The following is a 22,063-nucleotide window of genomic DNA, read 5'->3' as shown; positions in this document are numbered from 1 at the left end:
GTGCGGGGCCTTCCAGGGCGATATTCGTCGGTCAGACCCTCGATCCGGTCCTTCACGAACCGCCTGCGCCACTTGCCCACCGTGTGCTCATGCACCCCAAGTCGCGCACCGACCTCCTTGCTTTGAAGCCCCTCCGCACAGAGCAGGATCATCCGACACCGGTCCGACAGCGAGCGCGGAGCCTTGTGCCGTCGGATCTGAGCCTCGAGAAAGCTGCGCTCATCGGCACTCAGAATCACCTCGTCTGCAACCCGGCCAACCATATCATCCCCCCGAAATCACTCGGATCAATGATACGAACTACAGTTCCAGGTGACTAGCTCATGGCAAATGCACGCCTATAGCAACCGTTCGAAGAGTGCCCGTGTGTTGTCGTAGGTCATCTCGACCGGGTTTCCGCCCGTGCTCGGATCGTTAAGGGCCGATCGTGTCAGGGCGTCCAGGTCCGGATCCACAACGCCGAGTTCTGTCAGAGTTCGGGGGATCTTCATCGAGGCATTCAACTCATCAACGAAGGCACAGAAGCCCTCGAAACCGCCCGCGATTCCGAGATAGGCCGCTGCCTGACCCAAAACTGACTCGCAGGGTTCGCGGTTGAATTGCAGGACTGCGGGCATGCAGACAGCATTGGTCGTTCCATGATGCGTGTGATGCACGGCCCCGATCGGGTGGCTGAGCGCGTGAATTGCGCCAAGGCCCTTCTGGAACGCCGTGGCGCCCATTGCGGCGGCGGACATCATGTGCGCCCGCGCTTCGAGGTCTGAGCCGTCTTCATAGGCGCGCGGCAGATACTCCTTGACCAGGCGCATCCCCTCAAGCGCGATGCCCTGGCTCATTGGATGGTAATGCGGTGAACAGAACGCTTCGACACAATGGGCAAAAGCATCGAGTCCGGTGCCAGCGGTAATGAACGTTGGCATGCCGACCGTCAGTTCCGGATCGCAGATCACCACGGAGGGCAGCATTTTCGGGTGGAAAATGATCTTCTTCTCGTGGGTTTCAGAGTTCGTGATGATCCCGGCCCGCCCGACTTCGGATCCGGTGCCCGCTGTCGTGGGTACGGCAACAATCGGGTGGATGCCCGCCGGGTCGGCGCGGGTCCACCAGTCGCCGATATCCTCAAAATCCCAGAGCGGCCGGGTCTGCCCTGCCATGAAGGCGAGCGTCTTTGCGAGGTCCAGTCCGGAGCCGCCGCCAAAGGCGACAACGCCATCATAGCCGCCGTCGCGATAGACCTTCAGCCCCACCTCGACATTCTTGTCGGACGGGTTCGGATCCACTTCCGAGAACATCGCGCGTCCGAGGCCTGCTGCCTCCAGAAGATCGAGTGTTCTGGTCGTGATTTCCATCGAGGCGAGACCGCGATCCGTCACCAGAAGAGGCTTGGCAATCCCGGCCGCAGCACAGGCATCGGCGATCTCGGAAATGCGCCCCGCGCCAAAGCGAACGGGCGTCGGATAGTTCCAGTTTCCAACGAGTTTCATGGTCGTCAGGCTTTCTTCAGATGGTAGGATTTCGGGCGTGTCAGGGCGTGGAAGCCCAGAACGGAGAGGCCTGCGCCGCGGCCGGTATCCTTGCAGCCGGTCCAGCAGAGCGCGGGGTCGAGATAATCGCATCGGTTCATGAAAACCGTGCCGGTTTGAAGCCGCTTTCCGATGGTGTCGGCGGTCGCGGTGTCTTTCGTCCAGATCGAACAGGTCAGGCCGAAATCGCTGTCATTCATCAGGGCGATGGCTTCCTCGTCATCCTTCACCTTCATGATGCCGACGACGGGTCCGAAGCTCTCATCGCGCATGATGCGCATGTCATGCGTGACGTCGGTCAGGATCTGGGGCGAGAGATAGGTGCCGCCGTCGTCCTCGGCGAAGGTCTCGATATGGGCCGTGGCGCCGTCTTCGATTGCCTCGGCGATCTGGGCGCGGACTTCCTTGGCGAAGCGGACATTCGCCATTGGTCCGATGGTCGTCTCCGCCTCCAGCGGATTGCCGAGCTTGTACCCTTTCACGATCTCTATGCACTTAGCGAGGAAATCGTCATAGACGCTCTCGTTCACATAGATCCGCTCGATGCCGCAGCAACATTGGCCGGAGTTGAACATCGCACCATCGATCAGCGTGTCGGCGGCGGCCTGAATGTCGGCATCTGCGCGCACATAGCCCGGATCCTTGCCGCCGAGTTCCGTCGAGACAGCGGTGAAGGTTCCGGCAGCGGCCTGTTCCATCGCCTTGCCGCCACCCACCGAGCCGGTGAAGTTCACGAAGTTGAACGCGCGCCCGGCGATCAGGGCCGAGGTGGTGTCGTGGCTGAGGAAGACATTCTGGAACACGTCCTCCGGGATGCCAGCGGCGTGGAAGGCCTCTGCCATGCGTTCGCCGACAAGCAGCGTCTGCGCGGCGTGCTTTAGCACCACCGTATTCCCCGCAATCAGCGCAGGCGCAACGGTGTTGATCGCGGTCATGTATGGGTAGTTCCAAGGCGCGACGACGAAGACAACGCCATGCGGTTCGCGCTCGATCTTGCGCAGGAAGGTATCGCTGTCCTCGATCATGATCGGGGCGAGCGCGTCGGCGGCGATCTCCGCCATGTAGGTGGCGCGCTCATTGAAGCCGCCGAACTCGCCGCCATAGCGAACCGGGCGGCCCATCTGGTGGGCAAGCTCCTGCGCCATGCGGTCGGTCGTCTTGCCGACTTCGTCCACGGCTGCGCGCACCAGCGCGATCCGTTCTTCCAGCGGACGAGCGGCCCAAGCGGGTTGCGCCGCCCGCGCGCGGGCGGCAGCCTCGAAGGCTTCGGCCTCGCTCAGCAGCGGGCGTTCGGCAAAAACCGATCCGTCGATCGGGGAGATACATTTCACTGTCTGTGTCATGGCCAATCCGTTTCAGCCGTTGTTGGTAAAAAGACCCGGCGACGTTATCCGTTCGTCAGGCATGTTCGAAGCCGCGTGCGATTTCCCAGTCGGTCACGACCTGGTCGAACGCCTCCTGCTCGACTTCTGCGCAGCGCGTGTAATGGTCAACCACGAAATCACCCATGGCCTCGCGCAGCATCGTGGAGCCGCGAAGCGTCCCGATTGCGTCCCGCAACGTGTGTGGGATCTCTCCGGCTGCTCCATCCTCGTAGATGTCGCCGGAGGTCGGCGGCGCGAGTTCCATGCGATTCTCGATCCCCTTGATCCCGGCGGCCAGGAAGGCGGCTTGCGCAAGATAGGGGTTCATATCCGAGCCGCAGATACGGCATTCCATGCGCACCCCGCGGGTGCCCTCACCACAGAGCCGGAAGCCCGCTGTGCGGTTGTCGACGGACCAGACCGTTTTCGTCGGCGCGAAGGTTCCCTTCATGAAGCGTTTGTAGCTGTTCACATAAGGCGCGAGAAAGAATGTGTAGTCAGGCGCGTAAGCAATCAGACCCGCGCAGAAGCTTCGCATGAGTTCCGACATGCCATATTCGGCATCGGGATCGTAGAAGGCAGGTTCATTGTCCTTCCAGAGAGACATGTGCACGTGGCTCGCCGAGCCGACCCTGTCGTGGTGCCATTTCGGCAGGAAGCTGGCAGCATGGCCGTGGGCCCAGGCGATCTCCTTGGTCGCATGCTTTGCGATCGTGTGATGATCGGCACAGAGCAGCGCCTCGGCATAACGGATATTGAGTTCTTCCTGGCCGGTCTCGGCCTCGCCCTTGGTGTTCTCGACAGGGATGCCCGCCGCGTAGAGGTGGTTGCGCAGCGGGCGCATGACGGCCTCGTCGCGTGCGCTGAGCATGATGTTGTAATCCGCGTTGTGGCCCGAAAGCGTCTCCAGATCGCGATAGCCGGACTTGCGGATTTCCTCGAAGCTCTTCTCGAAAAGGAAGAATTCGAGTTCCGTGGCCATCATCGGTGTGAGGCCCATGGCCTCAAGGCGCGCGATCTGGTCCTTGAGAACCTGCCGCGGGGCATGCGGAACCGGCTTATGGGTGTGGTGGTCCAGCAGGTCGCAAAGCACCATCGCCGTACCTTCCAACCACGGCACCGGGCGCAGGGTGTTCATGTCGGGCTTCATGACGTAATCGCCATATCCCGCGGCCCAGGAGGTCGACTGGTATCCGTCGGGCGTCGCCATCTCCAGGTCGGTCGCCAGCAGGTAATTGCAGCAATGGGTCTCTTCCCAGCCGTGGTCGATGAAATTCTGCACGTGGAAACGCTTGCCCATCAACCGGCCCTGCATGTCGATCAGACAGACAAGAACGGTGTCGATGGAGCCGTCTTTGGCGGCGGCTTTCAGGGCGTCGAAGGTGAGCGGGCCGGGCATGTTCGTCCTCTTTTCAGGCGGCGACCGGCCCTGAAGGGCCGGTCATTTTCTTCAAGTCGGGTCGGCCCCTCCTGGGACGATCCCTTCGGTTGGCGATGGATCAGCCGTAGCGATAGGGCCGGCCGGCCTTCTGCATGTCGGCGTTGTACTTCTTGAAGATCTCGACGACCTTCGCCTTGGTCTCGGATTCGGCGGCGATCTCGTCCCAGAACTTGACCGCAGCTTCTTCGACCGTCGCCCATTCCTCGTCCGGGATGGAGGTCAGCTCCATCTTGGTGCCGTTGACGCGAAGGTTGGCCTCGCCACCCCAGTACCACCACTGACGATAGTAATGCGACTGGTCGCAGCAGACCTTGAACAGGGTCTGCAGGTCCTCTGGCAGTTCGTTCCAGCGCTCCATGTTGGCGAAGAAGGAGCCTGCCCAGGCGCCGGAGATATTGTTGGTCAGGAAGTAGTTCGTCACATCGGCCCAACCGACCGTGTAGTCTTCGGTGATGCCGGACCAGGCGATGCCGTCAAGTTCGCCCGTCTGCACGGCCACCTCGATATCTTCCCATGGCAAGGTGACAGGCACGACGCCGAACTGTGCAAGGAAGCGCCCAGCGGTCGGGAAGGTGAAGACGCGCTTGCCCTTCAGGTCTGCCAAGCTCCGGATCGGGTCCTTGGTGGCAAAGTGGCACGGGTCCCACGCGCCGGCGGAGATATGCTTCACGCCGACCTTGGAATATTCCGCGTCCCAGATCTCGTTCAGGCCATACTGGTTGAAGAGCACCGGCACGTCGAGCGAGTAGCGCGATCCGAAGGGGAAGTAGCCGCCGAATACGGTCACCTCGGTCGGCGAGGCCATGGAGTCGTCATCGGACTGCACGGCGTCGATGGTACCACGCTGAAGCGCCTGGAAAAGCTCGCCCGTAGGCACCAGTTGATCGGCGTAAAAGAGCTCGATCTGCATCTTGTCGCCCGCGATCTGGTTGAACATCTTGACCGCCGGATCGATCACGTGCTCGGCCAGCGCCGGACCCGCATAGGTCTGCATCCGCCACTTGATGGTGGATTGCGCAATGGCCGGTGTCGCAAGTGCCGCGGCGGGCGCAAGCGCTGCGGATCCCTTCAGAAAAGTGCGTCGTGTCGTCATATCAAAACCTCCTGTGGTTTCCTTGGGTGTCGCCCTGTTCGCAGGGTCTGGTGATTACTTGTTATAAACGGATTCCGGCAGCCAGAGCGCAATATCTGGAAATATCATCACGAGTGTCAGCGCGAGGACCATCACGAAAACGAACGGAATGATGGAGACATAGATATCCTTCAGCCCGATCTCCGGCGGCGCCATGGCCCGCATCAGGAACAGGTTGTAGCCGAAGGGCGGCGTCATATAGGCGATCTGGGTGGTGATCGTGTAGAGCACACCGTACCAGATCAGGTCGAACCCGAGCGCCTTCACAAGCGGGACGTAGAGCGGCGCGACGATGACCAGCATCGCGGTGTCGTCGAGGAACGTGCCCATCAGGATGAAGCTGAGTTGCATCAGGATCAGGATCATCCAGGGAGAAAGCCCGAGCTTCTCGGTGAAGACATCTTCGATGGCCTTGACCGCGCCGAGCCCGTCGAACACAGCACCGAAGGCGAGCGCGGCGAGAATGATCCACATGAACATGCAGGAAATGCCGAGCGTCGAGCGCACCGAGTGGTAAAACACATCCCAGGTCATGCGGCGCTTTAGGACGGCTGCGAGCAAGGCTGCGATGGCGCCGATGGCAGAGCTTTCCACGAGAGAGGTCCAGCCGTTGACGAACGGCACCATCATCGCGGCGAAGATGCCAAGCGGAAGCAGGCCCGCGCGCAACAACGCGAGCTTTTCGGCCATAGGGATGTCGCGATCTTCCTTGGGCAATACCGGGCCGAGTGACGGTTGTACCCAGCAACGCACAGCGATGTAGAGCACGAACATCCCGGCCATCATCAGGCCTGGTAGCACGCCCGCGAGCCAGAGTTGTCCGACGGGCTGGCGCGCGATCATTGCATAGAGCACCAGCACCACGGAGGGCGGCACGAGAATGCCCAATGACGAACCGGCCTGGATCACGCCGGTCACCATTTGCTTGTCGTAGCCGCGTTTGAGAAGCTCCGGCAGGGCGATGGTCGCGCCGATGGCCATGCCGGCGACCGACAACCCGTTCATCGCCGAGATCAGCACCATCAGCCCGATCGTCCCGATGGCAAGCCCACCGCGCAACCCGCCCATCCAGACGTGAAACATCTTGTAGAGGTCATCCGCGATCCGGCTGTTGGAGAGGATGTAACCCATGAAGATGAACATCGGCAGGGTCAGCAGAGGATACCACTTCATCAGCTTCATCGCAGCCGAGAAGCCGAGGTCGTAGCCGCCGCGATCCCCCCAGAGGAAGAAGGCCGAGACCACGGCTACGAAGCCGATGGCGCCGAAAACACGCTGACCGGTCAGCAGCATGAGCATCATCGAGGAGAACATGAGGATGGCAATTGTCTCGTAGGACATCAGTTCAGTTCCTCACGCGGGTATTTCTCGCCCCGGAGGCGAAGGATGTCCTTGAGCAGTTCCGAGATTGCCTGCAGCAACATCAGGAAGATTCCCGTCACCATGATTACCTTGATCGGCCAGAGATAGGGGCGCCAGGCGGTCGGGCTGCGCTCTCCGCCGTATTTGAAGGAATAGAGCGTGCTGTCGATTCCGCCCCAGAGCAGGAAGCCGAGATAGGTGATCAGGAACAGAACCGTAATTGCGTCGATCTGGCTTTTTCGCCGGTTGGACCATTCGCCGTAGAACAGGTCCATCCGCACGTTGGAGCCCATCTGGATCGAATAGGGTCCGCCCAGCATGTAATAGGCCACCATGGCAAACTGGGCCATTTCCAGCGTCCAGAGCGAAGGCAGGAAGAAGGTCTTGGAGATCGAGGACCAGAGCAGGATGCCCATCATCACGAAAATGCCGTACATGACGAACTTGCCGATGATCCGGTTAGTCCCGTCCACGAAACGTATGTAGCGCCGTGCGAGTTCCATGTCCGGTTCTTTACCCCGCCCCATCCTGCAATTTCATTTTCTTCATCGCGGCGAAAAGCATCGCCACCAATTCACCCGCAACCCGCTCCACGCCTTCGGGCGTGTCGATGAAGTCGCTGCGGATCTCAATCATCACGTTGGGAATGCCAGCTGGCACGGCGTGTTCGCGAAGCGTGTGGGTCACGCCGTCTGCCGCGGAATAGGGCTGGTTCATCTCGACGCGCATGGAGGTGTGATCCGATGCGATCTGCAACATTAGATTAGCCACTCGATCGTCGGCGTCATGAAGAAGGCCGAGTTCAACCTGCCGCGTCTTGCCCATATAGACCGGCGTGAAACTGTGGATCGTGACCAGCAAGACTGGCCCGGTCCGCGCGGCAAGCGTGTTTGCCATTGCCTGTTGAAACGGTCGATACACCTCGCGAACGCGGACGTCGCGCGCCTCCGCGGTCAGTGCCCGGTTTCCCGGGATATCGAAACGCTCGCTCTTCTCGGTAATCGCGTCGGGAGCCTCGGGCGGGCGGTTGCAGTCATAGACCAGCCGGGACACCCGGGAGGCGACAAGCGGCGCGTCCAGGGCCGTCATCATGTGCCTAGCGACATCAAGCGCGCCGATATCCCAAGCGGCATGGGAAACCAGCGCGTCTTCGTCGAGACCTAGCGAGCCCAGTGCGGTGGGAATGAAATTGGATGCGTGCTCACAGGCAAGAACGACCGTGCCGCGACCCTCCGCGTTCAGAACATGCGCGGCCGGTCCATCGGCGTCTGTCAGCAGTGAGGCAGGCTGGTAGTTGGTCATGAAACTCATTTGGCGTTCTGGTTGGCGGATCTGTCAAGATAAATCCTGTAGACATCGCTACAGATGAAGTTCATTCTGTAGAGAACATTAGAAAGGTGGCAGCCTTGCCCCCAACCGCCGCAAAAAAGACCGTCAAGCAAACCATCCAGGATTGCCTCGGGGATCTGACGCGTTCCGAACAGCAATTGGCCCATGTCCTTCTGCAGGATTATCCGATGGCGGGCCTGCAATCGGTCACCAAGTTCGCCTCGGCCGCGGGTGTCTCCACGCCGACAGTGATCAGGATGGCGCGCAAACTGGGCTTCGACGGTTTTCCGCACCTTCAGGATGCCCTGCGGGACGAAGTCGCCGCACAGATCAAGCGGCCGATCTCAAAGCATGAGGACTGGCACACGCAGGAAGCTGACAGCCATCCGCTGAACCGTTTTGCCGAGTCCGTTGCCGAAAACATCCACTATACTCTGGAGCGCCTGGACCGGACCCAGTTTGACGCCGTGGTCGAGCAGTTGGCGGACCAGAAGCGACGAGTTTACGTGGCCGGCGGCCGCATCACCCGTTCGAATGCGGATTACCTGTTCAATCACCTGCAGATCATTCGCCCGAATGTCACGCAGCTTGGCGGCTTCGAAAATGTCTGGCCACAATACCTGTTGGACATGGATGAAAACGCGATCCTCATCATCTTCGACATCCGCCGCTACGAGAGCAGCATCCTGCGCCTTGCCACGCTGGCGCATGAACGCGGCTGCAGGATCGTGCTCTTCACCGATCAATGGGGATCACCTGTCACCAAGGTCGCGGATTACGTGTTCCACGCCCTGGTGGAGGTGCCGTCAAGCTGGGATTCCACTATTGCGATCATGTTGATCCTCGAAGCGCTGATCGCCGAGGTTCAACGCTCGGAATGGGACCAGAGCCGCAAGAGGATCGAGGAACTGGACGCGATGTTTTCCACGACGCGTCTGTTCCGCACATTCGAGTAAGCCCGCGGCCGAGCGGCACTACCCCTTCCGCTGAAACGCGATCATCACCAGCGCCAAGCAAGACGAGCCCAGCATCAGCAGGAGTGACACGGCGTTCAGAAGCGGCGTCGAACCCTCCTTGAGCCGGTCGAACATGGCGATCGTAAGGGGCGCATCGGAGCCGACAAGCATCAGCGTCGTGTTGAAATTCTCGAAACTCATCAGGAACGCGACGACGAACGCTCCGATCATGGCCGGGCCGAGATAGGGCAAGGTGATCGTGCGGACAGCGGTGATCCTGTTGGCGCCAAGATTCATCGCGGCTTCTTCGAGCGTCCGGTCGAATTTCTGCAACCGCGCCGCGATGACAAGTGTGCTGATCGTGGCGATGAAGGAAAACTGGCCGAGGACGACCAGCGTCAGGCCGGGCCGAAGTGCCTCGATATCCCATTGAGCGAGGTCCCACATCCCGTTGGCGATGCGGCTCGAGAAGACGAGGATCGAGATGCCCAGCACAATTCCCGGAATCACCAGCGGCAACAGCATGAAGATGTAGAGGATCTCCTGACCGCGGAAACGATAGCGGTTGAAGAGAAAGGCATTGGAAAGCCCCACAGCGACAGACAGGATCGAGACCAGAACCGCCACAAAAGCGGATGTTCCGATGGCGCGCAGGATGGATCGCTCATGGAAGACGCCGATCATCGGTCGTTCCGAGCCGAAGAACCAGTTCCAGGTGAACCCTTCCCACGGAAGCGACGGGAACTGGCTGTCGTTGAAGGCGAAGACCGCGACCACCACGAGCGGCAGTGCCAGAAAGACGAAGAACGCGATCACGTAGCCGGTATAGGCCAGCGTGACGATGCGGGGTTGGGGAATGGATGGTGTCATGGAAGCAACCTCATCCCATCGTCTTTTCGAGCGACTGGCCGGTCAGCTTCAGCATTCCCCAGACAATCGCGGAAGAAAGGCCCAGCAGCAGGAAACCAAATGCGGCGCCAAGCTCCCAGTTGAAGCGCACGATGAACTGCGAATAGATAAGTTCGGTGAACCACAAGCTGTCCTTGCCGCCGAGCATGATCGGCGTGAGGTAGTTTCCGAGGCTCAACATGAAGACCACGATACAGCCCGACACGATGCCAGGCGCCGCATGCGGGATAACGATTTCCCGCATGACGGCCCCCCCCCCGCCGCCAAGGTCATAGCCGGCTTCGATCACCTCGTCGGGAAGGCTCTCCAAAGTGGTGACAAGTGGCACGACCATGAACAGCATCGAGGTATAGACCAGCCCGACCATGATGGCGGCATCGTTATAGAGCATCTCCACCGGCCCATCGACCAGCCCTGCCCATTGCAGCAGGTTCGAGATCAGACCGGTCTCGCGCAGCAGGATCATCCAGCCGAAGGTCCGCACCAGTTCCGAGACCCAGAACGGCACGAGGCAGAGCAGGAACAGGGCCGACTGCACCCGGCCGCGCGCAATCTTTGCGATGTAGTAGGAGACCGGAAACGCGATCAGCAGGGTGATCATCGTCGCCAGTGTCGACATCACCGCCGTGCGGATGAAGGTGCGCAGGTAAAGCGGTTCGTTGATGAATGTCAGGTAGTTGGCAAAGCTGATTCGGTATTCGCCCACCCCGATGCGCTCGCGGAGCGACACCAGGAACATGTCGACATGCGGGATCAAGATCAGCAGTGACAACCACAATAGCAGCGGTGTCAGAAGAAGGATAAGCCCGAGCTTGGCTTCGGCACGCATCAGGCGTCTCCCGCGGCAAAGCAATTGCCCTGCGCGCCAGACCAGCCGATCTGAACCTCGCATCCACGCGACAGGCCCGAGAACTCGCCGGATTGCGGCAGGTTCACCTCGATTTCGCCGCTGGCCGACGAGTCTTGCACGAGGATGCGGCTGGCCGCGCCATTGAACAGGATGGACTCGACCTTTCCGGTAATCCGGTTGTCGAAATGGGCCAGTTCTTCGGCCGAGTGGGCGATGCGGATCGCTTCCGGGCGCACGAACACGTCGGCGCGATCCCCCTCGGAAAGGCTTCGCCCATGTGTCGCGCCGCGCATGAGCATGCCGCTGTCGGTCCGCATCTCCATCTCGTCGCCCGAAACCCGTTCGATCCGCCCGGACCAACGGTTGGTGTCACCGACAAACCCGGCAACGAAGGCGGTGTCGGGCCTGTAATAGAGGTCTTGCCCGGAACCGACCTGCTCAAAACGTCCCTCGTTCATGACCGCTATTCGATCCGACATGACAAGCGCCTCGGACTGGTCATGGGTGATATAAACAAACGTCGTGTCGAACGCGGCCTGCAGCGACTTCAACTCGACCTTCAGGCGCTCGCGCAGTTTGAGGTCGAGGGCGCCAAGCGGCTCATCCAACAACAGCACGTCTGGCTCAAGGACCATGCAGCGGGCGATTGCGACGCGTTGTTTCTGACCACCGGAAAGCTCGTTGACCTTGCGCGAACCGATCCCCGGCAACCCGATCCTGTCGAGCGCTTCCTCGACCTTGCGGGCGATTTCCGGCTTGGCCACGCCAGCCCGCCTCAGCCCGTAACCGATATTGTCGGCAACATTCATCATCGGGAACAGCGCGAGATGCTGGAACACCATGTTCACGGGACGCTTGTTCGGCGGCGTATCGACGACGGATTTCCCACGGATTAGGATATCGCCCGAGCTTGGCTCCAGGAAACCCGCGATCATCCGCATGATCGTTGTCTTGCCACAGCCGGACGGGCCGAGGATCGAGAAAAAGGAGCCACGCGGGACAGAAAAGGACACGTTGTCTACAGCCAAGGTGTCACCGAACCTGCGGGTCAGGTTCTTGCATTCGAGATCAGGGGACATGGAGTCTTGCAATTTGGGAGGCAGGGTTCCCGCGCGTGGCGGAAACCCTGAATCGTGTCGGTTTAGTTGGCGGCTTTCACGCGGTCGAGAACGCCGCCTTCGATGGCTTCAAGCCCGGCGGGCACCGGGGGATACCACTTGATGTTGTCTATCGCCTCCGGCGGGAAACTGGCCCTGTAACGCGCCTTCAGATCGTCGTCGGCAAACTCGTCAGCGCCCTGCGAGGCGGTGAAGTTGCCAGCGGCAGCGGTGATCATCGCCGCAACCTCTGGCTGCATCACGAAGTTGATCCAGGCATAAGCGGCCTCGTCTGCCTTGCCTTTGGCCGGCAGCGCGAACGTGTCCACCCAGCCGAGCGCCCCAGCAGCAGGTGCGACGAAAGTGATGTCCGGATTGTCCGCGTTCAGCTTCCAACCGCCGGTATCCCAGGCCATCGACGCCACGACTTCGCCGGAGCGGAGCAGGCCCATCAACTCGTCACCGCCGCCCCAGTAGGTCTTCACATTGGGCTTGCACTCGATGAGCTTGGCTTCGACTTGAGACATGATCTCTGTATAGGCCGCTTCGTCGCCATAGGCCGCGAAGGGGTCGAGCCCCATGGCAAAGGCGAAACCGATCAGAGTCGGGCGCTTCAGACGGTACGATACCTTTCCGGCCACGTCGTCGCTGCAAAGATCGGTGTAATCCTTGACCATCTCGGCTTTGCTTGTGTCGAGCACGAGGCCGCTCGTTCCCCAGATATGGGGCACGCCATAGACATCACTGCCGACCGTGGTGTTGCCCTTGGTCGCTTCCAGCATCGACGGGATGAACAGCGAGGTGTCAATCTTCGACATGTCGATGGGCTTGTAGATGCCGAACTCTTCCTGCGGACCGGCGATCCGGTCCTGGCTCGGCTGTGCCAGGTCGAATCCACCACCGCCGGTAGCGCGCAGCTTGGCGATCATCTCTTCATTGTTCGACTTGGTGACTTCGACCTTGTGGCCCGTCTCCGCCTCGAACTTTGCGACCACGTCCTCTGGAGCGTAGCCGCCCCAGGTCAGAAGTCGCAAGGTTTCAGAGCTGGCAGGCAACGCAGAGAGTGTTGTGCACAAGGCAACCGAAAAAATGGAAATTGAACAGTTGAGCTTCATTGGGACCACCCTAGTATACGTTATTGTCCTGCCAGACTGCTCCTACGCTACCGGCCCGTCAAATCATTGTTTAGTTTTCTGGGTGCTGCCAGAAGAATTCAAACCAATCTCCGAATGGACAGTGAGCCCGTCCCCTATGCCGCGACGAGTTGACGCCAATCAGCGAGAGCAGCGGCGCGGTTCGCCTTGAATACGTGCCTGGAGGAGAGACTGCGTTCCGAATTGATATGGTTAAAAACCGAGGCGTGGACGGCGGCGAACAACTGCAAACTTAGCATTCGCCGGAACCGCGGCATCGCTCGCTCTCGTCGTCGGAACGGCAGGTGTGAATTCTCAGAGCGATTGTTGAGCCAGCGACCGGTTTCCTGTCGCCCTGCCGCCCCGATCTCCTTCAGCGCAGCACCATAGGATCGAAGCCGGTCGGTCACGATGATCTCCGGCCGGCCGGAGCGCTTCATTGATTTCCTTATGAATTTCAATGCCGCCTTTCTGTCCCTCGTCTTCGTGACGAAGCTCTCGAGCACCTCAACTTCGTGGTCGACAGCCCGCCAAAGGTAGTGGCGTTTACCGTTGATCTTCACGAACCCGTCGTCCACGTGCCACCGCCATTGCGGACCGAAACGCAGTCGCTCAGCACGTTTCTGCCAGATCTCAGCGGCAAATATCGGGCCTAATCGATGCCACCAGAACCGCACGGACTCGTGACTCACATTGATGCCGCGCTCATCCAGCAGGTCCTCGACGTTCCGCCGCGAAAGTGGAAACCGGACATTCACCATCACCGCGCGGTGAGTAAATTCACGGCTAGTTTTAAAGTACTTGAACGGATCGCGTTTCGTCATTCCGCGGCGCTAGTCAACCCACTGTCCCGTCGCAAGCCAAGTTGCCCTGTCATCGCCTGTGCAGCGCAAGTCGCAACGGTCTGTCACCGACACCCGCAGGTAGGTCACGGCGCGGCCGATGATATCCGTCAACGAGGCTGGAGGCGCATCATAGGGCATTGTGTCTGGGAGTCCCGGCAATCAGGTTGACTGCAACGGCAGTCGGTTGACGCTGGACGGCCGGTATTTGGCCATCCAGCGCCTTCGATCAGTTCGCGTCCGCTGCGTTCTGCATCAGGTATTCGGTGACCAGCGCAGCTTCGGCCTCGTCGAGCCCGGCACGTTCGTACATCGACGGAGTGATGCCTTTCCACTGTTGCTGCGTGTAGTGGGTGACTTCCCGCGGCGCGTGGCAGACGGTGCAACGTTCGAAGAACATCTTCTCGCCCGGTCCCATGTCTGCATAGAGCTTCTCGGTCAGGTCGTAGAGACGATCCAGGCCCAGCTTGTCCTCGTCGATCGCGGCGATTTCCATGTCGTCGATGATCGCCGGCTTTTCATAGGCCCTGTTCGGACCTTCCGGATCTTCGCATTTGCGCATCTCGACAAGAACGGTGTTGGCCGTGGTCGCCTGTGCCAGACCAGACGACGGTTGGGTCGAGGTCAGGAAGTTTACCAGGCCCGAGTTGCAGCGGCCCTTGCTGTCCAGCGACGGCCATGCGCCTTCGTAGATCGAGACCACACCCGGCATGATGTCATCGCTGACAACAGCCCCCGCAATCACTGTGCCACGGTCATTGTAAAGCTCGACCAGAACGCCATCCTCGATGCCGCGCGATGCGGCGTCTTCGGTGCTGATCCGGACCGGCTCACGACCCTGCACCTTATAGAGTGCGCGCAGACTTTCGGATTGGTCCATCTGGCTGTGGAGGCGGAACCACGGGTGGGGCGACACGACGTGCAACTGGCCGGGTTTGGCGTTGCCGAGGTATTCGTGCTTTTCCATCCAGATTGGCATGCCCGGGCAATCGTCGATCTCCATGGCCGCGATTCCCTCGGAATACATTTCGATCTTACCGGAGTCGGTGTGGAGCGCGTTGCCCTCCGGGTCTTCATAGAAGGCACCGTGACGGGTCCACTTGCGGGCCTCAGCGGGCACCGGCATCCGGGCATAGCCCTTTTCCCAGAACTCCTCGAAGGGCATATCCTCGGCCGCGCCAGAGGCTTCATAGGCCAGCTTGATGTGGTACATCTTGTCTTCGCTGTCGGTGAACTGCGCCCAGAGTCCCAGCTTGTCGGCGAGCCCTTCGAAGATTTCGTAATCCGGCAGGCTCTCTTCGATCGGTTCAATCACCTTCTTCATGGCGTAGACCTTGTCGTTGGAATAGGTGCCACCGGAGGTGATGTCATCCTGTTCCAGCGTCGTGGCCGCGGGCATGACGATATCGACCCAGCGGGTCGCAGCCGTCCACCAGACATCGACGCTGACAATGGTATCCACTTTTTCGAGTGCACGGATCAGACGGTTGGTGTCCTGCTGGTGCGACATGAAATTGTTGCCGGCGTTGAAGATCAGCTTGATGTCCGGGTAGGTGTTTGTCTGACCGTTGTAGAAGAATTCCTTGCCCGGGTTTTCGAGCGCCTCGGTAATCCGCGAGGCCGGAACGACCTTAGTGACGAAGTTGCGCCCCTGGCTCATGCCCACAGGCGTGCGGTTTCCGCCCTGCGGCATGCCACCGTTTCCATAGTGCCACGAGAACCCGAGGCCAGCGCCCGGCTTGCCGATCTTGCCGGTCAGCGCCTGGAAGTTGACGATGGCCCAATAGGCCATTTCGCCATGTTGGGCGCGCTGGATGGCCCAGGACCCGGCGACCTGAGTGGTCGAAGTGGCGAAGAGCTCGGCCAGTTCCTTGATCTTGGCCTCTTCCATGCCGGTGATTCCGGCAGCCCAGGCCGGGGTCTTCGGAATGCCGTCGTCCTCGCCTTTCACATAGGCGATCCATTTGTCGGCCCCGACCGTGTACTTGTCGAGATAGGCGCGGTCTTCCAGCCCCTGTTCGAGTACATGATAGGCCATGGAAAGGAACAGCGCGGTGTCCGTGTTGGGAATGATCTTCAGCCATTCGGCGTTCAGGTATGCGTCGGACGCCGTGCGCTGCGGGTTGATCGAGATGAACTTGACACCCGCGTCGCGGATCTCTTCCCACGGCCCATACATGCCGTGATCGGCCACGCGATATTCGACGCGGTTGTTCTTGATCGGGTCACAACCGACCAGCACGAAGACCTCGGTGTTGTCACGGATGACTTCCCAGGAGGTCTGACCGGAATAGACTTCCATATCGCCCATCACACGCGGCAGCAGCACCTGGCCCGCACCGGCCGACCAATCGCCGGCCGTGTTGGTGCAGCCGCCCATCAGGTTGATAAGGCGCCCCTGCAGCACATTGGGGCGGAACGAACCCGCATTCGACCAGCCGCCGTAGGACGAACTGAAGATCGCCTCGTTGCCGTGGTTGGTTGCGGTGTCCAGCAGCGCCTTGGCAGCCAGGCTCCAGGCCGTGTCCCAGTCGACGCGGACATATTCTTCCTTGCCGCGGAGTTCGGGCTTTGTGTCGCCGGTTTCCCAACCTTCAAGGTAGGATTTGCGCACCATCGGATAGTTGATGCGGGATTTGTCATAGGTCCGATCCAGGAGGCCGTGGCTCAGCATTTCTGTCGGGCGGCCGTCGAGCTCCATCATGTGGTTGATTCCGACGATCTTGCCATCGCGTACCACGGCTTCGAACGGGCCGAAGTGGCTGGCGTGGAAGGTGCGTCCAGTAAAGGAATTCGGGTCGATCGCGGCCATCGCGGTGGAACTCATCAAGCGGGCTGCACCCAGAGTGGCGACGCCACCAATGAGGAACGCGCGGCGGGTTGGGGTGGAATACGACATGGTGGGCTCCCGTGAGATTAGAAACTGATTGCCCTCCTTTCTGGACGTGTGGTGTGAACCAGTCTCCCGAAGTACTTGAACAGGCTGTTCGACTTTGTAAAAGAATGTAAAATGGCGGCCAGAATCTATTGGAAGACCCAACATGACCGCGCATATCGTCGTGATCGAGGATGACAGCGTCACTCGCCGCCGCCTGTCGGCCGCTTTGCGCAAGCAGATGTATCGGGTGAGCGAGGCGGAGAACGCCGCCGAGATGGAGGCGATCCTTGCCCGTGACCCGGCCGACCTGTTGCTCGTAGACATCGGGTTGGACGGCAAGGACGGGCTGACCATCACGCGCGAACAACGGGCGAAATCCACCGCCGGGATCATACTGCTGACTAGCCGCGACGACCAGATCGACCGTATCGTCGGACTGGAGATGGGAGCGGACGACTATGTGACCAAACCATTTGACCGGCGGGAGTTATTTGCACGAGTCAAGAACTTGCTGACCCGGGTGGAACAGATCCGTTCCGCCGCCCCGGCCAGCGAGCCGGTGTCCACGTTCGGTCGCTGGAAACTGGATACGGTGCGGCGGCGGTTGGAAGATGTGAACGGCACAATCGAGACGCTGACCCGCGCGGAGTTTGAACTGATGCATGCTTTCGTCCGCAACCCCGGGGTGATCCTGTCCCGGGATCGGTTGCTGGACATGATTCAGCAACGCCGCTGGGCGCCGGACAACCGGACCATCGACGTGCTGGTGGGACGGCTCCGTAAGAAGATCGAGCTTGACCCGGCTCGCCCCGACTGGATCATCACCGTGCATGGCGAGGGCTACGTTTTCGCTACTGACAGCTGAAGTCCGGCGTCTCGCGCGGCGCTTCGCAGATCTTCGCTCGCCGCCTCGCATGTGGTTTCCAGCGTCTCGGCGATCCCGCGGACATCGCCGCCCCGTTTGCTGGCTGCCTCGATCTCCGCAAGTAGAGTCATCAACCTGACAAGGTGAAAATTGGATGCTGCGCCTTTCAACTGATGGGCGATCCGCCCCGTGTCAGCATGGTCCGCACGGTCTATCGCATCACTCAACGCAACCACCAACTCGTTTGCCCGCAGCAGGTACTCTTCGACGATCTCCCGAGTTGTCGAAGGTCCGAGATCCTCCATATCTTCACGCAACCCGGACAGTGTTCGGTCGGTGTTGGCAGAGGGGGGCGGAGTATTGGCCACCGGGTGTTCGCCGCGCAGAACGGCGGCGAGCCGGCGGGGCGATACCGGCTTTTCCAGCGCCACATCGACGCCAAGGGCAGCCAGTTCCTCGGCCGTTCCAGACAGCCTGTGCGCGGTCAGGGCAACCAGCAAGGGCGCATCGGCAAGCATCTCCCGCAATCGCGCTGCAACATCCGCCCCGGACATGTCAGGTAGATCGAGGTCCAGCAACACGAGGTCGAAGGTTTCGGAGGTCGCGGCATCGAGCGCGTCCCGTCCGGTCTCAGCCCATTCAACGGTGCAGCCCAAACGGTCGAGATATCCCTGGGCGACCATCCTGTTGACCTTGTTGTCCTCCACCAGCAGCACATGCTTGCCAAGCGCGTCGTTCACCGCTACCTCTCGAATTTTTTCGACCTGTGCGATGTTCCCCTCGGGAAGCTCCACCGTCAGCGAAAAGCGCGATCCAATCCCAGGTTCACTTTCGACGCTCAACCCGCCGCCGATCAATTCTGTCAGGCGCCGGGAGATGGTCAGGCCAAGCCCCATTCCCTCGATTTCCAGTTGGCGAAAGTTGCCAGTTCTGCCGTAGGCATCAAAAATCCTGTCGATGTTCTCCGGGTCAATGCCGATCCCTGTATCCGTCACGGCAAAGGTGATCACGTGGCGTCCGGTTGCCGGATTCAAAGCGTGATCGATCAGCAATGCGACTTCGCCCGAAGAAGTATACTTGATCGCGTTCGAGAGCAGGTTGATGACCACCTGGCGGATCTTTCCAACGTCGCCAAACAGCGCAAGCGGTGCGCTGCTGGAGAGATCGACAGAGAAAGCCAGGCCCTTGGTGTCGGCCCCGATTTTCAGGAAACTGGCAAGCTGACCGATCAGGTCTCGTAAATCGAAATGAACGCCTTCGGCCTTGGCATGACCATCTTGCATGGAAGAGTAGTCAAGGATGTCGTTTGTCAGAGCGAGCAAGTGTTCTGCGGATACACGCGCGGTGGCCAATCGGTTTCGCCCGCTTCCGACGGGGGTGTCGCTCTCCAGCAGCCGAAGCATGCCGATCACGCCATTCAATGGTGTGCGGATTTCGTGGCTCATCATGGCGAGGAATTCCGACTTGGCCCGGCTGGAGGCCTCTGCCTCGTTCCGGGCCGCGTCATGGGCCTGCATCTCGGCCACGATCTCGCCGGTCCGCTGTATGACCGTATTTTCCAGTTCTCCCCGCAGGGCCAGCGCTTCGGCGGCCTTGAGTCGCAAGGCGTCAAGCGACCTTTCCATTTGTCCTATTTCGTCGTCACCGGTGACCGGGATGGCGCGGTCGTAGTGCTCCTGCCCTAGGGCACCGATATGACTGGCCAGGGCTCTAAGCCGTTCGACGATCCGTCGCCGCGCAAACTGCCAGGCGAGAACTGTTGCCGCAAGCGCAACAACCAGGACACCCAACAGACCAACGGTCAACGTGCCGCCCAGTTGCACAGTGCGGGCCTGCACGGCGCGCGTTTCCGACTGGACCCGTTCCAGCAAAGCGCCGGAGAACCCCGAAAGCGTCTCAACATTTTCGGGAATTGTCTCAAGCGCTTGTCGGGTGGCTTCTTGCGTCCTCAAATAGGCATCCATGACCGAAAAACCGCCATCAGGCTCCAGTTCGGCCTTCAGCAACGCGACAAGTGCGCGAGCCCGTGTTTCCGCGGCAGGCGATGGAAAATAGCCAAGCCGCCGCTCTGCCAGATCGAGGTTGTCGGCGACAATACTCTGAATAACTTTCAACCGGGTGCGGTCCTCGATTTCCGAGACCTGCAACATGTGAAACCCTATTGTGTCGATAGCCGCACCGAGTTCCACATGTCGATCGAAAGCGAAAAAATCCACGTCGGCGAGCTGATCAAGCCCCTCCCGGTGTGCGGCGCCTTGAGCATCAACCAAATCTGCAATGGCTGCAGTGACCCGAACGCGCGCAATATCAGTCTGCGCCGAAATGAGCGCATTCAGTTCGGACAACTGCTCCGCCGTCAACCTTGAGCGAGAAACCAGATCCCCCGCCGTTGCCAACCGGGCCTGGGCAAGAGACGACAGCGTACCAACCGCCTGCCTCAAATCCTGCAATGCGTCGGTGGCAGAGGTCATCTGCTCGGCTGGCAACAGATCGTTCAGCCGTGCAAGGTTTTGTTCCAAGTCGGTGAATTCAATGTTCAGGGAAGCTGTCATGTTGCGAAGGTCGCCCGACGAATCTACTTTTGAAAATGACGGGGCCAACGTAGCGATATAAATGCTTTCATCTGAAATCTGCCTGGCCAGCGCCGCCGCAGGAAGATTGTCCTCGATCAAGGTCCGATGTCTGCTGGCAAGGTACTGGTTTGCCGCAAGGGCAATGAAGCTTACGCCAGCCAGAAGGACGACGATGAAGGTGAACACCCTCAAAAGCTGTGTGTCGAAGCTGGTGCGCCACATGGGCGGAACCTATGCTGCTCTGGTGGCGTGCGCAATTCTTGGCAGTGCGGGTTCGGGCGCGCACCCCTCTCTTGCCCAAGCGGCGCCGGGCAGCCCTGATGGCGCAATCCGCATTTGCATCGTCGTGCCGCACTTCAAGGACGAATACTGGCTGAGCGTCGCTTATGGTCTTCAGCTGGAAGCAAAGCGAACCGGTGCCGAACTCTGGACTTTTGAATCGGGTGGCTATCACGCCCTTGCACGGCAACTCGAGCTGCTTGATGTTTGCAGGGAACGACAGGCAGAAGCGATCCTTCTTGGGGCGGTGTCCGCCAATGACCCGAAGATCCTGTCGGCGGTAGCGTCGCTCTCTGAAACCATTCCGGTTCTGGCGTTGGTCAACGAGTTGAGGTCTCCGAGCCTCGCCGGGGCTGTAGGGGTAAATTGGCAGGAGATGGGTGGACACATTGGGGCTTTCTTGTTCGACCGACATCCAGCGGGAACCGAACCTGCCACGGCCGTCCTGATTTCCGGCCCTGCGAAATCCGGATGGGCACCATTGGTTGAGACCGGCCTCCTCGCGGCCATTGAAGGATCAGCCGTCCGCGTCGTGGATATTCGTCGGGCGGATACTGGCCTGCGGGAGCAGATGCGGGAGGTCGAAGACGCCCTCGCCGACCACCCGGAGGTCGACTACGTGATTGGCACCGCTCCGGCCGTCGAAGCGGCCATGGGGCTGTTGAATGGCAGTGCACAGGCTGACCGCCCGGCGCTGGTTGCGACCTACATCAGCCATTCCATTCGGCGAGGAATGGGAAACGGCAGCGTGCTGGCCGTTCCGTTCGATAATCCCATCCTACAAGGCCAGTTGGGTGTACGTATGGCAATCGACGCAACGAGGGGGCGTACCTGGACAGAATTGGTAGGGCCAGAAATCAAACTGCTGGTCGCGTCGGAAGTTCCAAATCAGCAGATTTCTCTTTCACCAGCGGGGTTTCTTCCAACCATCGAGTGACTGCGGCATTCGGACGTCACGCCCGAACGTAGGTGCATGATCCGCTCAATGCGTTGCTATGACTCGATAGTTCGAACGCCGTCGATTTGTATGCCCTAGAGGACTCGGTGAACGTTGATGTGGCGTTAATGTAAAGGGCGACATCAAGAACTCGACCGGCCGAAGTCGACTTCACGCCTTTGATATTGTGCAGTAGTTTTGGTTGCGGGGACTGGATTTGGTCAAGGACCTACTCATCTAGTCACCCGAATCTAAAGTTCGCCGCATAGGGTTTGGGTTCGCTGGCAGAACCGCTTGACCGATGCGAGGATTTCATCGGCGGACTTGACCCATCTGTATGGTTTGGGGTTCTCGTTGTGTGCTTCGATGAAGGCGGCAATGTCGGCCTCCAGTTCGGCAGTCGAACGATGGACCCCGCGCTGCAACTGCTTGCGGGTCAATTCAGCGAACCAGCGTTCGACCTGATTGATCCATGATGCCGAGGTGGGCGTGAAGTGGACATGCCAGTGCGGACGGCGGGCGAGCCATGCCTTGATCCTGGGCGTCTTGTGCGTGGCGTAGTTGTCCATCACCAGGTGAACGTCCCGACCTTT

19 protein-coding genes are annotated in these 22,063 nt (G+C 60.1%); 3 read left to right on the top strand and 16 right to left on the bottom strand.

The annotated features are described in order from the left end of the window. The 8 genes from BLR85_RS23785 to BLR85_RS23750 form a co-directional block, all read right to left on the bottom strand. Positions 1-263 (bottom strand): helix-turn-helix domain-containing protein (locus BLR85_RS23785; RefSeq protein ID WP_139188526.1); only part of this gene is annotated, 263 nt, incomplete at its 3' end. Between the two features lie 75 nt (positions 264-338). Continuing rightward, a complete protein-coding gene (locus BLR85_RS23780; RefSeq protein ID WP_093163338.1) occupies positions 339-1,484 on the bottom strand; it encodes an iron-containing alcohol dehydrogenase in 1,146 nt (381 codons plus the stop codon). Between the two features lie 5 nt (positions 1,485-1,489). Continuing rightward, positions 1,490-2,866, bottom strand: coding sequence for an aldehyde dehydrogenase family protein (locus BLR85_RS23775; protein ID WP_093163335.1), 1,377 nt, complete (start codon positions 2,864-2,866; stop codon positions 1,490-1,492). 55 nt (positions 2,867-2,921) lie between these two features. Beyond that, positions 2,922-4,286, bottom strand: a complete 1,365-nt coding sequence (locus tag BLR85_RS23770; protein ID WP_093163331.1) for a glutamine synthetase family protein — start codon at positions 4,284-4,286, stop codon at positions 2,922-2,924. Between the two features lie 100 nt (positions 4,287-4,386). Next, positions 4,387-5,421, bottom strand: coding sequence for a TRAP transporter substrate-binding protein (locus BLR85_RS23765; protein ID WP_093163329.1), 1,035 nt, complete (start codon positions 5,419-5,421; stop codon positions 4,387-4,389). 54 nt (positions 5,422-5,475) lie between these two features. After that, positions 5,476-6,801 carry a TRAP transporter large permease gene (locus BLR85_RS23760; protein ID WP_093163326.1) on the bottom strand — a complete coding sequence of 442 codons (1,326 nt, stop codon included), beginning with the start codon at positions 6,799-6,801 and terminating at the stop codon, positions 5,476-5,478. Next, positions 6,801-7,325 carry a TRAP transporter small permease subunit gene (locus BLR85_RS23755; protein WP_093163346.1) on the bottom strand — a complete coding sequence of 175 codons (525 nt, stop codon included), beginning with the start codon at positions 7,323-7,325 and terminating at the stop codon, positions 6,801-6,803. Before BLR85_RS23755 ends, BLR85_RS23760 begins: the two co-directional genes overlap by 1 nt. Before the next feature lie 10 nt (positions 7,326-7,335). Beyond that, positions 7,336-8,133: an N-formylglutamate amidohydrolase gene (locus tag BLR85_RS23750; RefSeq protein ID WP_093163323.1), complete on the bottom strand. Its 798-nt coding sequence runs from the start codon at positions 8,131-8,133 to the stop codon at positions 7,336-7,338. Positions 8,134-8,228: 95 nt separating this feature from the next. Between BLR85_RS23750 and BLR85_RS23745 the strand changes: the two genes are divergently transcribed. Further along, positions 8,229-9,107 carry a MurR/RpiR family transcriptional regulator gene (locus BLR85_RS23745; protein WP_093163343.1) on the top strand — a complete coding sequence of 293 codons (879 nt, stop codon included), beginning with the start codon at positions 8,229-8,231 and terminating at the stop codon, positions 9,105-9,107. Between the two features lie 18 nt (positions 9,108-9,125). On the opposite strand, the gene BLR85_RS23740 is transcribed toward BLR85_RS23745, so the two are convergent. The 6 genes from BLR85_RS23740 to BLR85_RS23715 form a co-directional block, all read right to left on the bottom strand. Next, on the bottom strand, positions 9,126-9,977 hold the full coding sequence (locus tag BLR85_RS23740; RefSeq protein ID WP_093163321.1) for an ABC transporter permease: 852 nt from the start codon (positions 9,975-9,977) through the stop codon (positions 9,126-9,128). A 10-nt stretch (positions 9,978-9,987) separates the two neighbouring features. Then, positions 9,988-10,845 (bottom strand): ABC transporter permease, encoded by an 858-nt coding sequence (locus BLR85_RS23735; protein WP_093163319.1) that lies wholly within the window; start codon positions 10,843-10,845, stop codon positions 9,988-9,990. Further along, the gene (locus BLR85_RS23730) at positions 10,845-11,945 is read right to left on the bottom strand and encodes an ABC transporter ATP-binding protein (protein WP_093163316.1); all 1,101 of its coding nucleotides are present in this window, start codon (positions 11,943-11,945) and stop codon (positions 10,845-10,847) included. Before BLR85_RS23730 ends, BLR85_RS23735 begins: the two co-directional genes overlap by 1 nt. A gap of 62 nt (positions 11,946-12,007) precedes the next feature. Beyond that, on the bottom strand, positions 12,008-13,078 hold the full coding sequence (locus BLR85_RS23725) for an extracellular solute-binding protein (protein ID WP_093163313.1): 1,071 nt from the start codon (positions 13,076-13,078) through the stop codon (positions 12,008-12,010). A gap of 134 nt (positions 13,079-13,212) precedes the next feature. Further along, positions 13,213-13,920, bottom strand: a complete 708-nt coding sequence (locus BLR85_RS23720) for an IS6 family transposase (protein ID WP_093163311.1) — start codon at positions 13,918-13,920, stop codon at positions 13,213-13,215. Between the two features lie 247 nt (positions 13,921-14,167). Next, positions 14,168-16,837: a molybdopterin-dependent oxidoreductase gene (locus BLR85_RS23715; protein WP_093163308.1), complete on the bottom strand. Its 2,670-nt coding sequence runs from the start codon at positions 16,835-16,837 to the stop codon at positions 14,168-14,170. A gap of 142 nt (positions 16,838-16,979) precedes the next feature. Here BLR85_RS23715 and BLR85_RS23710 point away from each other — a divergent pair, with 142 nt between their 5' ends. Next, a complete protein-coding gene (locus BLR85_RS23710; RefSeq protein ID WP_093163306.1) occupies positions 16,980-17,681 on the top strand; it encodes a response regulator in 702 nt (233 codons plus the stop codon). Here the strand turns inward: BLR85_RS23710 and BLR85_RS23705 are convergent. Then, the gene (locus BLR85_RS23705; RefSeq protein ID WP_093163303.1) at positions 17,657-20,476 is read right to left on the bottom strand and encodes an ATP-binding protein; all 2,820 of its coding nucleotides are present in this window, start codon (positions 20,474-20,476) and stop codon (positions 17,657-17,659) included. The genes BLR85_RS23710 and BLR85_RS23705 overlap by 25 nt on opposite strands. Here BLR85_RS23705 and torT point away from each other — a divergent pair. Beyond that, complete coding sequence (torT, locus tag BLR85_RS23700) at positions 20,427-21,470, top strand: TMAO reductase system periplasmic protein TorT (RefSeq protein WP_170844732.1); 1,044 nt, start codon at positions 20,427-20,429, stop codon at positions 21,468-21,470. The two genes, BLR85_RS23705 and torT, sit on opposite strands and share 50 nt — an antisense overlap. A gap of 251 nt (positions 21,471-21,721) precedes the next feature. Here the strand turns inward: torT and BLR85_RS23695 are convergent. After that, the coding region (locus tag BLR85_RS23695) for a transposase (protein WP_170844731.1) at positions 21,722-22,063 on the bottom strand (342 nt) is incomplete at its 5' end.

The sequence above is a fragment of the Aliiruegeria lutimaris genome, assembly GCF_900099935.1.
Classification (GTDB): Bacteria; Pseudomonadota; Alphaproteobacteria; order Rhodobacterales; family Rhodobacteraceae; genus Tropicimonas; species Tropicimonas lutimaris.
Note: the sequence above shows the minus strand (reverse complement) of the source record. Positions and strands in the feature narration are given on the sequence as shown.